The sequence below is a fragment of the Enterococcus sp. LJL98 genome (assembly GCF_054871745.1).
The window spans coordinates 98,236-112,479 of sequence record NZ_JBTXLU010000012.1 but is presented as its reverse complement, the minus strand read 5'-3'; the positions used below and the strand labels follow the sequence as shown (position 1 = coordinate 112,479).

15 protein-coding genes are annotated in these 14,244 nt (G+C 42.1%); all 15 read right to left on the bottom strand.

What is annotated here, in order from left to right; all coding sequences use genetic code 11:
- The coding region (locus ACYSNO_RS10390; protein ID WP_461731019.1) for a flagellin N-terminal helical domain-containing protein at positions 1-944 on the bottom strand (944 nt) is incomplete at its 3' end.
- Between the two features lie 127 nt (positions 945-1,071).
- The gene (locus tag ACYSNO_RS10385; RefSeq protein WP_461731018.1) at positions 1,072-2,163 is read right to left on the bottom strand and encodes a flagellin N-terminal helical domain-containing protein; all 1,092 of its coding nucleotides are present in this window, start codon (positions 2,161-2,163) and stop codon (positions 1,072-1,074) included.
- Between the two features lie 97 nt (positions 2,164-2,260).
- Positions 2,261-3,625, bottom strand: a complete 1,365-nt coding sequence (locus tag ACYSNO_RS10380) for a hypothetical protein (RefSeq protein WP_461731017.1) — start codon at positions 3,623-3,625, stop codon at positions 2,261-2,263.
- 80 nt (positions 3,626-3,705) lie between these two features.
- Complete coding sequence (locus ACYSNO_RS10375) at positions 3,706-4,614, bottom strand: flagellin N-terminal helical domain-containing protein (RefSeq protein WP_461731016.1); 909 nt, start codon at positions 4,612-4,614, stop codon at positions 3,706-3,708.
- 5 nt (positions 4,615-4,619) lie between these two features.
- Entirely contained in the window at positions 4,620-6,083 is a 1,464-nt protein-coding gene (gene flgK / locus ACYSNO_RS10370; RefSeq protein ID WP_461731015.1) for a flagellar hook-associated protein FlgK, read from the bottom strand.
- A 9-nt stretch (positions 6,084-6,092) separates the two neighbouring features.
- On the bottom strand, positions 6,093-6,458 hold the full coding sequence (locus ACYSNO_RS10365; protein WP_461731014.1) for a hypothetical protein: 366 nt from the start codon (positions 6,456-6,458) through the stop codon (positions 6,093-6,095).
- Complete coding sequence (flgM, locus tag ACYSNO_RS10360) at positions 6,459-6,734, bottom strand: flagellar biosynthesis anti-sigma factor FlgM (protein WP_461731013.1); 276 nt, start codon at positions 6,732-6,734, stop codon at positions 6,459-6,461.
- 164 nt (positions 6,735-6,898) lie between these two features.
- Positions 6,899-8,005, bottom strand: a complete 1,107-nt coding sequence (gene fliY / locus ACYSNO_RS10355) for a flagellar motor switch phosphatase FliY (RefSeq protein ID WP_461731012.1) — start codon at positions 8,003-8,005, stop codon at positions 6,899-6,901.
- A complete protein-coding gene (gene fliM / locus ACYSNO_RS10350) occupies positions 8,002-9,012 on the bottom strand; it encodes a flagellar motor switch protein FliM (RefSeq protein ID WP_461731011.1) in 1,011 nt (336 codons plus the stop codon). Before fliM ends, fliY begins: the two co-directional genes overlap by 4 nt.
- Positions 9,013-9,026: 14 nt before the next feature.
- On the bottom strand, positions 9,027-9,422 hold the full coding sequence (locus ACYSNO_RS10345) for a chemotaxis protein CheW (RefSeq protein ID WP_461731010.1): 396 nt from the start codon (positions 9,420-9,422) through the stop codon (positions 9,027-9,029).
- A 19-nt stretch (positions 9,423-9,441) separates the two neighbouring features.
- Positions 9,442-9,804, bottom strand: a complete 363-nt coding sequence (locus ACYSNO_RS10340) for a response regulator (protein WP_461731009.1) — start codon at positions 9,802-9,804, stop codon at positions 9,442-9,444.
- Positions 9,805-9,820: 16 nt separating this feature from the next.
- The gene (locus tag ACYSNO_RS10335) at positions 9,821-10,408 is read right to left on the bottom strand and encodes a chemotaxis protein CheC (RefSeq protein WP_461731008.1); all 588 of its coding nucleotides are present in this window, start codon (positions 10,406-10,408) and stop codon (positions 9,821-9,823) included.
- Positions 10,408-12,420, bottom strand: coding sequence for a chemotaxis protein CheW (locus tag ACYSNO_RS10330; protein ID WP_461731007.1), 2,013 nt, complete (start codon positions 12,418-12,420; stop codon positions 10,408-10,410). The genes ACYSNO_RS10335 and ACYSNO_RS10330 overlap by 1 nt, the downstream gene beginning before the upstream one ends.
- A gap of 22 nt (positions 12,421-12,442) precedes the next feature.
- Positions 12,443-13,228 carry a CheR family methyltransferase gene (locus tag ACYSNO_RS10325; RefSeq protein ID WP_461731006.1) on the bottom strand — a complete coding sequence of 262 codons (786 nt, stop codon included), beginning with the start codon at positions 13,226-13,228 and terminating at the stop codon, positions 12,443-12,445.
- Positions 13,225-14,235: a protein-glutamate methylesterase/protein-glutamine glutaminase gene (locus ACYSNO_RS10320; protein ID WP_461731005.1), complete on the bottom strand. Its 1,011-nt coding sequence runs from the start codon at positions 14,233-14,235 to the stop codon at positions 13,225-13,227. Before ACYSNO_RS10320 ends, ACYSNO_RS10325 begins: the two co-directional genes overlap by 4 nt.
- Between the last annotated feature and the right edge of the window lie 9 nt (positions 14,236-14,244).

Below are 14,244 nucleotides of genomic sequence, written 5' to 3'. Positions count from 1 at the left end.
TTCGTAAATTCCATCATTTCTTCTGCCATATCCACGTCACGGATGCGTGAATTTGCTTCCGTTAAGTTTTCTTGAGTGGTAGTTAAATTTTTGATTGTATGACCTAAACGGTTTTGCGCCGCACCTAAGCTTGAGCGTTGTTCAGAAACAGTCTTAATTGCATCATCAATCTTACTGATTGCAGCATCTGATGCTTCACGACTTTTCTCCGCATAACCCTTTTCGACTGTATTTAAGTTTGTCTGAGCTAGTTTTATTGCAGCATCACGAAGTTTAATCTCAGCTTCAGTATCTTTATCCATCTTATTTGCATTTTCAAGTGCTGTCTTCGCGTCTGCTAAAGAGATTCCCGTAGTATCAATATCTCCATCCGCTTTTAAAGTTCCAGGAATTACTTCTGTATCACCAGCCAGTGCTAATTGAACGGTTCCTTTGTCAACTCCTAAGTCAGCGGCCTTCATACTGTTGATCTCAATTTCCATGGTTTGATTATTATTCGCACCAATTTGGAAAGTAAATTTTGTTTCGTCTTTATCTAATAAGGTTTTTGTATTAAATTCTGTTTTCTCAGCAATACGCGTCACTTCATCCGACAATGCCGCAAATTCTTTATTTAAGGCTGCACTGTCATCACGGCTTAAAGTACCATTTGCGCCTTGAACGGCTAGATCACGCATACGACCTAAAATTGCATGGGTTTCGTTTAAAGCACCCTCAGCCGTTTGGATTAAAGAAATCCCATCTTGGGCGTTACGTGTTGCTTGTTTCAAGCCACCGATTTGTGATTTCATTTTCTCTGAAATCGATAGTCCTGCTGCGTCGTCTCCGGCTTTGTTAATACGTAAACCTGATGATAATTTCGCTAATGAACCACTTTTTGATGCGTTAGCGTTCGTTAAACGACCGTAAGTATTCATTGCAGATACGTTTGTATTAATTCTCATTGTGTGTTACCTCCTAATTTTTCTTGTAAGGGTGACCCTCTACTCTTACTTATCGGAAAGTATTTGAATCATTTAAGTTTTTCAAAAAGAAAAAACTCGACATGACTGTCGAGTTCAAAAGTTATGATTACCCTTGTAATAAACCTAAAACGCTGTTTGGCATTGCATTTGCTTGAGAAAGCATTGAAGTTGCTGCTTGAGAAAGGATGTTGTTCTTCGTGAATTCCATCATTTCTTCTGCCATATCGACGTCACGGATGCGTGAGTTTGCTTCCGTTAAGTTTTCTTGAGTGGTAGTTAAGTTTTTGATTGTATGACCTAAACGGTTTTGCGCCGCCCCTAAGCTTGAGCGTTGTTCAGAAACAGTCTTAATTGCATCATCAATCTTACTGATTGCAGCATCTGATGCTTCACGTCCTGGAGCATCCGCAGCTTTAGCGAATCCGTCTTCATATGCCTTAAAAGCTGTTGCTCGCTCTTTTTTTAGTGTTTCTAATTCTCCTTTAGCTTTGTTCAAGGCCTCTAATGCATCAGCCTTATCTCCTGGATCTGTTGCATCATTATAAGTTTGCTCCAATCCTGGTATTGTTGCTTCCTTAGCAGAAATCGATTTTGCTCCTGAGTCTTGGTCGTAGTCCTCATAAGCTGTTTTTAAACCAGCTACAGCTGCGTTAACTGTCGCTTCATCAGCGACCAAAGAAACATTTTCATCTAAGCCTAATGATCCAGCACTCATGTCATCAATCGTAATTTTCATTGTTTGATTATTATTTGCACCAATCTGGAAAACAAACTCTGCTCCATCACTATCCAATAAGGTTTTAGTATTAAATTCTGTTTCCTCAGCAATACGCGTAATTTCATTCGATAATGCCCCAAATTCTTTATTTAAGGCTGCACGGTCATCATGGCTTAAAGTACCATTTGCTCCTTGAACGGCTAGATCACGCATACGACCTAAAATTGCATGGGTTTCGTTTAAAGCACCCTCAGCCGTTTGGATTAAAGAAATCCCATCTTGGGCGTTACGTGTTGCTTGTTTCAAGCCACCGATTTGTGATTTCATTTTCTCTGAAATCGATAGTCCTGCTGCGTCGTCGCCCGCTTTGTTGATACGTAAACCTGATGATAATTTTGCTAATGATCCACTTTTTGATGCGTTAGCGTTCGTTAAACGACCGTAAGTATTCATTGCAGATACGTTTGTATTAATTCTCATTGTGTGTTACCTCCTAATTTTTCTTGTAAGGGTGACCCTCTAACCAATCTATCGGTAGAAGGGACGAGAAGTTTAATCGGCGAATGGGATCTGCTTTTTATTTTTCTTCAAGGAGTTGCTGAACCTTGGAAGATTCGGCGTTGGCTTGGGTCAATATGGTGGCGCTTTGTTCGTCTAGGAGTTCTTGTTGGAGACTTGCTCGAACTTTTTGGGCAAAGGGTTGGGGGGCATGTTTGATTTTTTGCTTTAGGGTCGCTAGAGCGGACTCGAGTTGCTGGCGGTAATATTGTTCTAATTGATTGGTTTTGGTCTGCTCGTTATGAAGATCGGTGACATATTGAGTTATTCTTGTTTGTAAGTTGTCATACGCGCTTTGAAATTCCGCTTGAACGGTTTGAAGTAAAGCTAGTTCTTTTTGAGCAGCTTGTTGATAGTTTTCTTGCAATTGACTTAAAGCTGCCTCCAAGTTCGTCACTTGTTTTTGGGTGTCTTGCTTGATTTTTTGCGTATGTTTGGCTTGATTTTCAAGCGCACGGTAAATGCCATTGGCTTTTTTGACTTCTAAGGCGGCGGCCGTCAGCTCTTTTTGAATGACTTGGTCGCGTAAGACGTAGGCCTGGTATTCCTGTTGCTTACGTTTTAAGGGATGGACGAGGGCCATTTGTTGGACTTTCTTTTGGATATGGGCCTGTTCAATCGCTTTGCTTTCCAGTAGGCGTTCCCAATAGAGGCATTTTTCTTGCTGGGCTTTTCGTTGGGTTTCGGCGGCCGTAAATTGGCGCCTTTGTTGTTCGAAAAGGGCTTGTTTGGCATGGACTTTTTGTTTTTCCGAAGTAACATGCGCTTGCATTTCTAACAGTTCTTCGGCTTTTTGAGCGAGTTTTTTCTCAGCGGCTGCCGTTTCGGGAAAGGTCACGGTGGCAAATTCGGTCAAAAAGGTGGCGAGCATCATTTGAACGGGAAAGGTGCGTTGGCGATTTTTAATCTGCCAATAACCTTGGTGAGTTTCAATCAAATGCGCGCCTTTTTCGACAATGAAGGTTAATTGTTTTTCAATCGGTTGATTCTTTTGTTGGACTTGCCTTAACATTGCCTGGTACTCCGCAGTTAAGCTCTGACGAACGGACGCTTTTTTTCGAGCCTTCTCAGACAATTGGGCAAGAATAGGGGCCATTCCTTCTTGCAAGTGCCACAATCCTTGTTGGAGGAGTTGGCTAAAAAGGACGACAATTTGCAAATCGCGTAAAACTTCAATTTCACGGCGTTCGTTTAAGCGTGTCCAGTGCTGCTCGTTAATGGCGACTTGGTCTTTTTTCGTTTTTTTGCGTTTGGCTACGACGGCTTTTTCCTGTTTGGTCAAGGCTACCTTTTGATCCAAAGGTGTTTGCGGCGTTTGGGTGATGTTACTGGCAATCGTCGTGATTGGCAGTTGGACGGGGGGAATTTTTGATAATTCATTCAATTTTTTCACCTCTTTTTCTTCATTTTAATAAAAAAGGTTAAGGAAAAAGGGTTCCTCCTTTTCCCTTAACCTTTTTTGGTTTAGCGAACGTAATCTAAAATGGTGGTTTGCATAATTTTGGTTCCCATGGCCATCGTTGTTTGATAAGCTAACATTTGGTTTTGGTACTGCATGTATTTTTCGGCAATATCCACGTCTTGACGATCCGATAAGGACTGACTTAAATCAATCTTCTCTGCTTCGTTCCGTGCTTCTGCCGATTTCAAACGATTGGTGACTGCCCCAATCTGGGTCCGCGTATCGACAAAGTTGCTACTAAATTGATCTAAGTCACCAATTAAATCACCGGACAAGGCTTCTTTATCATCCGTGTCTAAAGCCGTCATGACTTTTTCAAAAAAGTCACTTAAACCTTCGCCCTTTGCCGTCATCATTTTACTACCATCGGTGACGAGGCCAATCGAAACACCATCTGAGATTTCTCTTGGTAACTGATCCGCTGTGCCGTGATATTCAATGCCAATCACTTCCCCTGCCGCGTTTTCTTTCACGGAGTAGGGGGCTTTGTCAGTCGCTTGACCGGCAAAGACGTAACGGCCATCAAAGTTGGTATTTAAGGCGTCGACAATCGAACGAATTTCTTGTTGAATTTCATTTTTATTGGCATTGACTTCCTCTTTGCCTGCCGTCGCCGTTCCTGAAGCTTGAATCAATGTCCGAATACGGTTCATCGACTCTCCAACACTTCCTAAGGCACTATCTTGCGTATTGCTCCAAGAAATACTGTCCTTGATTTCTTGAGCATAGGTTGCATTTTGGCCTAATGAAACGTTTAAGTTGATGATTTTTGAAACCAGCAAAGGATTGTCAGACGATTGACTAACTTCTTTTAAACTCGCTAATTGATTCAATGATTTTTGGACCTTCACCGCGTTTCGGTTGAGGTTTTTAATAAAATCATTATAAGTCACGTTACTGGAAACACGCATCTCGCTTACACTCCTGTTCGATTAATCAGTGTATCTAGCATTTCAGAAATGGTTTGCAAGACCCGCGCGTTGGCTTGAAAGGCTTGCGAAAAGCGCATCACATCTGAAACTTCCTCGTTAATATTGACACCAGATACGGATTCATTTTTATATTCTAATTGGTTTAAAACGGTTAATTGGGCATCGGCTGTGTTATCCGCTTGTTGCTTTGAAATGCCATTTTTTGTAACGATGCTGTTGTAACGATCTGCAAAGGTCAAATGATCGCCATCTTTTTGATTGAAAAGTTGACCGATGGCGGTCGCTAATGACCCATCTCCTGGTTGACGGACACCGTTAGCATCTGCCTTTCCAACGATTAAATTGGTTGGATTCTCACGTAAATTGGGGTTGACTTCCAACTTACCTTCAGTGGTAAAGGTAAAGAAATCTTCGCCCGCTTCTGCTCGATAAGTTTGATTCAAGGTATCCGCGACACTTTGGATAAAGGTCTGTAATTCGGCTAAACGTGCGGTGACTTCTTTGGTCGCTTCTTGATAGCCACCAATTTCTCCTTGTTTGACTTCAATAGTCTCGACGGTCGCAGGATTGGTCGAAGTATCGGCAATCACAATCGTGCCTAAAGGTAACTTTTCCCCAGCAATTTCACTTTTCTTTTGGGCATTGCCACCGAGTGAAATCGTCTGACTTGGGTCTTCGCTGCCGGTCACGACACTAATTTCTTTGCGTTCGCCAATGGTTAACACTTCTGTCCCTGTTGCTTTGCCTCCAATTTTTAAGGAAGAAACACGGCCATACATGTCAAATTCAGAGTGAATCTCTGCTAACCCGGAAAGGTCTTTTAATAGGGAGTCCCGGCGGTCAAGTAAATCATTTGGCACTGTATTTTGACTAGCCAAATCATAGATTTGACCGTTTAAAATGTCGAGTTCTTTTAATTTTTCATTTAAATCGAGCACATCTTTTTCGATGCTATCAACCATTTCATTTTTCAATTGATTGATTTGATTCGTGGTCTGATTCACCATATCGGCAAAACTACTGCTATTTTCAACGACTAAGGTTTTGGACGTCCCTAGTTCAGGATTACTGCCTAGCTTGGCCCACGAGTCATGCATGACGGATAGCTGATGAATGACACCGGTTTCTGATGGCTCATTCATGTATTGTTCTAACTGGCCGAGTGCGTTGGCCTTTTGTTCAAAAAAGCGGTATTTTGAATAAGCACCTTGGCTTTGGGTGCGAATAAAATTATCGACAATCCGATCGACCCCTGTCGTCCGGACACCCATGCCGATGGTGCCGACACCTGCCATTAAATAAGGTTGTTCGGTTTGCATGCGGACTCTTTGACGTGAGTAGCCATCCGTATTAATGTTAGCAATGTTATGACCGCTCGTTTGTAATGCCGTTTGATTGGCATTCATTCCACGAGTGGCTGTTCCGAGTGATCCAAATAATCCAGTCATCTTCTTCTCCTAAAATTCTGTATTAATCATGGTTGTTGGCGCTTGCTTGTCCGTATTAGCCTGCTGCTTTGAATACGTCGTGTGCGGGGTGGTTTTCATCGTTTGCTTGACCGCGGCCATCAACATGTTTTGGTAGCTAATTGCTTGCTCCGTTAACAAAAGATTTTCTTCTTGTTGCGCTTGAATGGCCAAAATGAGTGCTTTCGTTCGTTCAGAAATCGAGCCTTGATAGTCATCAAAGACCGAAACATAGGCGGCTTTTTGCTCGACGATCGCTTCTAATTTTTCCGGCTGGTTGTTTATCAAGGCTTTTCTTTCTTTTTTTAGCAATTGCAAAAACCGCTGCAATTGACTGTCGAATTTCGCTTCATTCATCTATTTTTCTTTCATTCCTCGCCACATATTTTCTGCAATTTCTTTCGCGGAAACTTGATAAGTGCCTTCTTGGATGGCCTTTTTAATTTCCGCAATTTTTTGGGCATTTTTCGTTTCGTTTGTATTCGTTTGACGAATTTTTTGGGCTGTTTCAGATAGCTTAACCGTTGGCGTGTCACTGTGTTTTTCAGTGGCTTTGGCTTTCGCTAATTCATGATTGGGTACTTGTGGATACATTTCTTTTTGATATTTTCCGTAATTTTGATTGATTTTCATAAAAATCCCTCCTCTGCTTTTTCCTCTGTACTTGATATTATCGGTGAAATCAGAAAAAAGTTAAACCTTTGTGTTTAATTTTTTTCTCATGTCACGAATCAAAAGAAAAAATGCTAGCTAGACTGAAAGGACCATGACTTTTGTCACAGTCCTCTCGCCTTGGCTTAATGCAAGTTATGTAGTCGTTGTTTTTGTGACAGGATATTGGTAATACGTACCCCGAAGCTTTCGTTGATGACCACGACTTCTCCGGTAGCAATCAGCTTGCCGTTGACTAAGATTTCTAGTGGTTCTTCGGTTAGTTTATCGAGTTCAACAACGGAACCGGTATTTAAGGCTAAAATTTCCTTAATTGATTTGCGACTTTTTCCTAAAACGACGCTTAAATCAAGGGGAACATCTAAAATCAAGTCCAGATTGTCTCCTTCTGAGGAGCCGCCACCAGTTAAGGGTTGAAAAGCTGCAGGGCTCACTGAGACACTTGGTTTGACTGGTTCTGGGATGTTCGTCGCAATCGGTGTTGGCTCAGGTGCGACAACACTTGGTTGTACGACAACCGGTTCCGGTGCAACTGGCGTCGGTTCCGGCACGCGTACGTCTTCGGCTTTGTCGTTTAACATCGCTTGCGTCACATCTACCACGACTGCTTCGGTAAAGATTTGCATGATTTCACTTTCAATCACACCTTCGACGTCCAAGTTAAATGAAATACAATAAATGTCATCGTCTGCTTTGAGGCCGCCGTAATCAATTTCTGTGCCTTGTTCCCAAAGCTTGACATCGGGTGGTAGAATGTCGACCATTCGATTAAACATGGTCGCCATTGAGGTCGAAGCGGAGCCAATCATTTGATTCATCGCTTCTGCTACGGCACTTAATTCCAGCTCGGTAAATTGCTGGCTTTCCGGTGCTCCATTGCCACCCATCATTAAATCAGCAATAATAATGGCATCACTGACTTCTAATAACATTAAGTTCGTCCCACTAATCCCCGCTTTATAGCTAACGGTTGCCGCTACTTTGGGAGCAATCATTTCTTCTAAAATCACCCGGAATTTGACTTTGTTTACGCGAGGTGTCGTAATACTCACACGGCGATTTAAGATCGCAGAAAGTGTCGTTGCGGCTTGAGACATTGAAATATTGCCGACTTCTCCTATAATGTCTTGTTTTGTTTGCTCATCGAGGCTGCTGCTAGGCGCAGGAGCGGACAAGTCTCCTGCTCCTCTTAACATTGCGTCGATGTCTGCTTGTGATAAACTTCCACTCATTCGTCTTCGTCTCCTTCTATTTTATCAATTAATTCAACAGCGAGATGTGAGTCTTTGCGCCCTGGTTTTACTCGATAGAAAGGCTTGCCTTCTATATAAGTAACTAAGGGTTCTGTCGTCTTACGATCGAGTTTCACGACATCCCCTGGTGCTAAGTGAAGGAAATCTGATAGACTCATTTGTGCGCTTCCTAAGAAAACTTCTAAATCTAAATAAACGCTCTTAATGCTTTTTTGGATTTCATCGGTGTCTTCATTATTCGTTGTTTTATTGGTGTCAAACCAGTTGCGAAAACTTAACTTGTCGATGATGCCTTCAAAGAAAACATAAGGAATACAGAGGTTCACAAACGTTGTAATTTCTAAAATTTTCACCGTGAACGTTGCGAGTACAACGGGTTCATTGGGAGACATATTTTGCAACAACTGAGGGTTGGTATCCAAACCATCGACGACGGTATTTAATTCAGTGATATCTTTCCAAACGTGTTGGTAAACTTCCGTTAAGTTTTCTACGACCGCTTCGAGCACGGCCAATTCGATGTCGGTGAAGCTTTTCTTTTCTGAAAAATCTTCTTCGACTTTCCGCGCTTGACGAATGTCTAGGCCGCCACATAAAAGTTCCACTAACAACATACATAATTGTGGGTTCATCTCAAGCATTTGAATGCCATTTAATGGTTGGGAACGAAACAGCCCTAAGAGGGTAAATTTCGGGATGGAGTGAATGAACTCGTCGTAACTAATTTGTTCAATCGCAACGAGCTGCATTTGCACGTTGGTTCTTAGTTGGGTAGACAAGACTCCACTCCCCATTTTTGAGAAATCTTCAAAAATCATATGTAAGGTGTTAATGTATTCTTTTGATAGTTTTGTTGGTCGACGGAAATCGTAATTTTTTATCTTTGATCCCTCGTTATCCTCGACCGCAACCTCTTCATCAATTTCACCACTATTCATGGCGTTCAAGAGGCGATCGATTTCTTGTTGCGATAATACTTGATCCACAATGACACCTCCATTTACTCAAAAATCAAATGATTGACATCAATCACATTCGCTACTTTGTCAGGGAAAGAAACAATGCCCGAATAATAATCCTGGTCGTTGTCTTCTCGTAACTCCAAATCTTCTGGCTGGATATCAATCACTTCTATGACTTCTTCCACTAGGAGACCTCGAAGTTCCTCTTCGTTTTTCATAATAAAAATATTTTTATGTTCATCTGGTCTTGGCAATCCAATCAACTCTGCCAAGTTGACGACCGTTAAGATGGTACCACGCAAATTAATGAGTCCTTCCACCCATTTTGGTGCAAGGGGAACTCGCGTCATGTGCGTCGTATCAATGACTTCTTCGACTGTCTCTGCTGAAATCAAATAGTAGCGATCGTTCATTTTAAAGAGAATCATTTGCATTTTAACACGTCTCCTCTGTTTAAGCTAATACTTTATCAACAGCCTTAATGACCCGATCGGTATCAAATGGTTTGACGATAAAGTCAAGCGCACCGGCACGAATCGCGTCCATTACCATCCCTTGTTGTCCCATGGCACTACACATCACGACTTTGGCTGCAGCGTCGTGGGCTTTAATCATTTTTAAAGCTTCTAACCCATCGACTTCTGGCATCGTGATATCCATTGTCACAAGGTCTGGAGCCAAGGCTTGGTATTTTTCAAATGCTTCTTTGCCGTTTTCTGCTTCCCCGACAACGGTATAGCCATTTTTTTCTAAAATATCCTTTAATTTCATTCGCATAAAGACCGCATCATCGACGATTAAGATTTTTTTTGACATTGGTGGTGTTCCCCTTTCAAATTCCTAAAGCTGTTAATATTTTTTTCGTAACACCCATCTCTGGGATAAAAAACAATGAAGCATCTAAGCGTTCTTCATCATAGAAAAATTCATTGCGAATAATCAAGACTTGCTCATCGTATTGCTCTAAAGCCATGTAGGTACTGCTGATGACTGCCCCGAAATAATCGTATTGCATCACGGGTAAGGAAGAAATCAGTTGTTGCTCTAAGAGAGTACCAATCGCATTTAAGAAGGAGTTCGAAACGATGTTCGTCATTTCCATGACTGCGGAATGCGTCACTTCGTCGCTGGCATTTTTTGCCCCAATCATAAATTCCGTCATTCGTTTGGCCGTCTCATCGGATAAGACGAAAAGAAAAACACCGCGCACGTCGCCTAAGATTTGGCTAATCACGGCATAGACTTCTTCTGAATCTTCCATGACTTGTTCATACATCGCTTCGTAACTTAAAATCTCCACTTCTGGCACACGCATGTCGATGCGGCGATTCACCAATCTTGAAATGCTGGTTGCTGCATTGCCGCCACCAATATTGATGACTTCTTTCAACCCGTCAATTTCTAACGCTGTAAAATTCATTATAGACTCCTTTGGTCACTACAAATCGCATTGACATCTAAAATCAAGGCAATCGAGCCGTCCCCTAAAATGGTTGCGCCTTGATATTTACGCGTTTGTTGCAGCATGCCATCAATCTTTTTGATGACGACTTCTTGTTGCCCAATCAGACGATCGGCTAAAATGCTGTAGTATTTTTGATCGATGTTGACAATAATTCCGTAGTAGCGATCCATCACCGCTTCATTGATGGCTAACATTTTGTTCATCCGGATGACTGGAATCATGCTTCCTTGGAAGGAATAGACTTCCTTATTTAAAGTTTGGACGATTTCTTCTTCCTTCATTAAAACAACCCGTTCCACGACATCGAGTGGAATGGCAAACGTATCCTCGGCCACTTGCACCATTAAGGCGTCGATAATCGAGAGCGTTAATGGCAAACGAATGGTAAAGAGGGTGCCTGCACCAACTTCACTTTTTAGGTCAATCGTGCCGCCCAAGGAGGTGATTTTCGCTTGTACCGCGTCCATTCCAACGCCTCGACCGGAAATATTTGTGACTTCTGCAGCAGTTGAAAACCCGGGATGGAAAATCAAGCGCTGGATTTCTTCATCGGTTAGATTGGCTGTTTCAATGCCTTTTTTCTCGGCACTTGCTTTTAAGATTTCCGGATTTAAGCCTTTTCCATCGTCTTCAATCGTAATAATTACTTGGTTTCCTTCTTGAAAAGCAGTCAAACGAACCGTCCCTGTACGGTCTTTGCCAGCTGCTTCTCGAACATCAGGCCTTTCGATGCCATGATCGAGTGAATTCCGAATTAAATGGACCAGTGGATCACTTAATTCAGAAACAACGGTTTTATCGAGTTCTGTGTCCTCCCCAGTAATGACGAGGTCGATCTCTTTGCCGAGTTCATTTGACAAGTCACGTACCATTCTTGGAAAACGACTAAAGACGACGTTGACTTGTTGCATACGGATTTTTAAAACTAAATCTTGCAATTCAGAAGTTAAGCGCGAAACTTGTTCCAATGAATCTTTAATTTCATTGATATTTTCGCGGTTGCTGACGTCTTCTAGTTGGTTACGATAGACGACTAATTCTGAGACTAAGTTTAAGAATAAATCTAAGCGCGACAAATCGACCCGAATCGATTGATTGTTTTGATGCGTCGCTTGTGACACGACCTTTTGCGTTTCTTGCTTGTTGGGTTCAGTTGTTGCAACTTGTTCAAAAGTCGCTTCGTTTTTAACTTGTCGATGACGCGCTTCATCAAATGCTTCCACGACAATCGCTTCAATTTCACTATTGCTTAGAATGTTTTCTTGGACCTCTTCCAAACTGTTTTCAGTTAAGTAAACAAGCTGAAAATCGGTATCAAATTCGCCCTCTTCTAATAATTCCATTGGCGGTTCGGTATGTAAGATATCCCCGCTTTGTTCGAGTTTTTCCATCACGAGAAAGACGCGTGGTCCTTTGAGCATCGACTCTTTTTCCAAACGAACAGCGACACTATAAGCCGTATGTCCGCTTTCTTCTGCTTGGTCAATCACAAAAAGGTCGGATTCCTCCAGCTGGGCAAAGGACACTTGTAAGGCGCCTACCTCCGTCTGTGTTTCTAAGGCTGAGGGCACTTCAATCCCGGCATGGTTTTCTACTTTTTCCAGTTCCACTAAGACGTCCGCGATTTGAGCCATTTGCAATTCTTTATCGGCCCGTAAATCTTCCACTAAAATGGATAAGCGGTCCAAACAGCTAAAAATCAAGGAAATATATTCGCTGTTAATTTGTAAGGCCCCTGTTTTAAATTCTTCTAAAATATTTTCCATTTTGTGGGTTAATTCCGTCATCACGTCATAGCCCATGGTTGCAGCCATCCCTTTTAAGGTATGGGCTGAACGGAAAATTTCATTTAATAAATTCAGGTCATTCGGATGGTTCTCCAAAGCTAGGACGTTATCATTTAACTGCTCCAGATGGTCGTCGGCTTCTTCAAAGAATAAACTCCGATAGATTTGATTATCATCCACTTCTTTTCAACTCCTTCCATGGTTAAATGGTGCCATTTTTTTGGTAAATAAATGAATCAATTTTTTTTAGGCCAAAGCGTTCCGAAAAATTAATGGTCTCCGTCGCGCCAGTAAATAACAGTCCCCCTGGTTCTAACACTTCACTAAACTTGCGATAGACTTCATCGCGTGCTTCGTTTTTAAAATAAATCGTTACGTTACGACAAACGATAATGTGGCATTTGGTTTCGTAGCGATCTTTTAATAAATCATGCTGTTTAAAGTGTACAGGTAGTTTCACATGCGGCTTGACTTGATAGTCTTGGTCGATTGCGGTAAAGTGCTGGGCCAAATCGGTTGTAGGAACGTTTTTGACCTCGCTTTGCGTGTAACGACCCGTTCGAGCGCGTTTTAAAATGTCGACATCTAAATCGGTGGCGACAATTTTCGCTCGTGAAATCTGGTTGTTCTTTAAAATCATTGAGAGCGTATAAGGCTCAGAACCAATCGAACAAGCGGCACTCCAAATTTTCAACTCTGGTGTGGTTTGGCTGAGCGCGACAATCTGCTTCTCAAAGGCGTCAAATAATTCTTTATTGCGATAAAATTCTGTGACATTGATTGTAAGATGCGATAGAAATTCTTGTTTTGCCACAGCATCTTGTTCTAAATATTTTGCGTAGCTTTCTAGCGTCGTATGGCCTGAGGCTTCTACGATATTCCCGATGCGACGTTGCATTTGGCGTTCTTTATAGGCGTCTAGTTGAATGCCTAATTTCTTTTCCACCCATTGATTAAAAAAATCAAAATTTAATGCCACTTTCCTCACCTAACAATCTGTTTTAATTTTGTTCCAATCGCTTCCAGTCCTAAAACTTCTTGCACGACTCCGGCTTCAATGGCGTGCCGCGGCATACCAAAGACGATGGAACTTTCTTTGTCTTGCGCGATATTGTACCCGCCTTGCAGGACGATTTGCTTCATCCCAGCGGCTCCGTCTCGTCCCATTCCGGTTAAGAGGAGGCCAACAAGTTCTTTGCCGTAAACTTGTGCGGCTGAGCGAAAGAGATGATCGACAGCTGGTCGCGTGCCATGCACTTTTTCTTCTTGATCTAACCAAATACGGCCATCACGCACAACCATATGGTAATCGCCCGGTGCAAGGTAGACCTTGTTTTGAATCGGTTCACCATGCTCGGCTTCTTTGACTTCCACTTGAGATTCTTCGTTCATCCGTTGAGCAAATGAAGCGGTAAAGCCTTTTGGCATATGTTGGACGATAAAAATTGGTAGACGCAATGGTGCCGGTAAATCTTTGATGATTTTCAACAAGGATTTGGGGCCACCGGTTGAAGCACCAATCACGACTGCTTGCACCCGTGTCGGAAATTTTACGACACTTGGTGGGGGCACGACGACTGGGCGTTCTTTGACTGGTTCATTGGTTCGTGTTTCTTGTTGGGGGAGACTTTTAATCTTCCAATAAAATTCACGAATCCATTCTTCTTTTATTTCTTTGATATTCATTGGTTTTTCAACGAAATCAGCAGCGCCTAGATTCAACGCTTCAATCGTAATTTCTTTATTGGTTAAGGCACTCAGCATTATGACGGGAATGTCATATTTTTCTTTAATGATTTTTAACGTATCTAGGCCATTTAAAATCGGCATCTCGACATCCAATAAGATGACATCTGGCTGGTATTCTTCTAAAAGGGCTAAGGCGCGCTTGCCATTTCTTGCTGTATGCGTGACTTGAACGTTGGGCATCTTTCGCAGCAAGTCGGTCACAATTTTACGCATAAACGCCGAATCATCGACGACGAATATATCCATTTTTACCCT

What these genes read in the sequence shown, in the direction of transcription:
- ACYSNO_RS10385 (WP_461731018.1), bottom strand. Translation starts at nt 2,163, where the DNA reads ATGAGAATTAATACAAACGTATCTGCAATGAATACTTACGGTCGTTTA.
- ACYSNO_RS10375 (WP_461731016.1), bottom strand. Translation starts at nt 4,614, where the DNA reads ATGCGTGTTTCCAGTAACGTGACTTATAATGATTTTATTAAAAACCTC.
- flgK (WP_461731015.1), bottom strand. Translation starts at nt 6,083, where the DNA reads ATGACTGGATTATTTGGATCACTCGGAACAGCCACTCGTGGAATGAAT.
- ACYSNO_RS10365 (WP_461731014.1), bottom strand. Translation starts at nt 6,458, where the DNA reads ATGAATGAAGCGAAATTCGACAGTCAATTGCAGCGGTTTTTGCAATTG.
- flgM (WP_461731013.1), bottom strand. Translation starts at nt 6,734, where the DNA reads ATGAAAATCAATCAAAATTACGGAAAATATCAAAAAGAAATGTATCCA.
- fliY (WP_461731012.1), bottom strand. Translation starts at nt 8,005, where the DNA reads ATGAGTGGAAGTTTATCACAAGCAGACATCGACGCAATGTTAAGAGGA.
- ACYSNO_RS10345 (WP_461731010.1), bottom strand. Translation starts at nt 9,422, where the DNA reads ATGCAAATGATTCTCTTTAAAATGAACGATCGCTACTATTTGATTTCA.
- ACYSNO_RS10340 (WP_461731009.1), bottom strand. Translation starts at nt 9,804, where the DNA reads ATGTCAAAAAAAATCTTAATCGTCGATGATGCGGTCTTTATGCGAATG.
- ACYSNO_RS10335 (WP_461731008.1), bottom strand. Translation starts at nt 10,408, where the DNA reads ATGAATTTTACAGCGTTAGAAATTGACGGGTTGAAAGAAGTCATCAAT.
- ACYSNO_RS10320 (WP_461731005.1), bottom strand. Translation starts at nt 14,235, where the DNA reads ATGGATATATTCGTCGTCGATGATTCGGCGTTTATGCGTAAAATTGTG.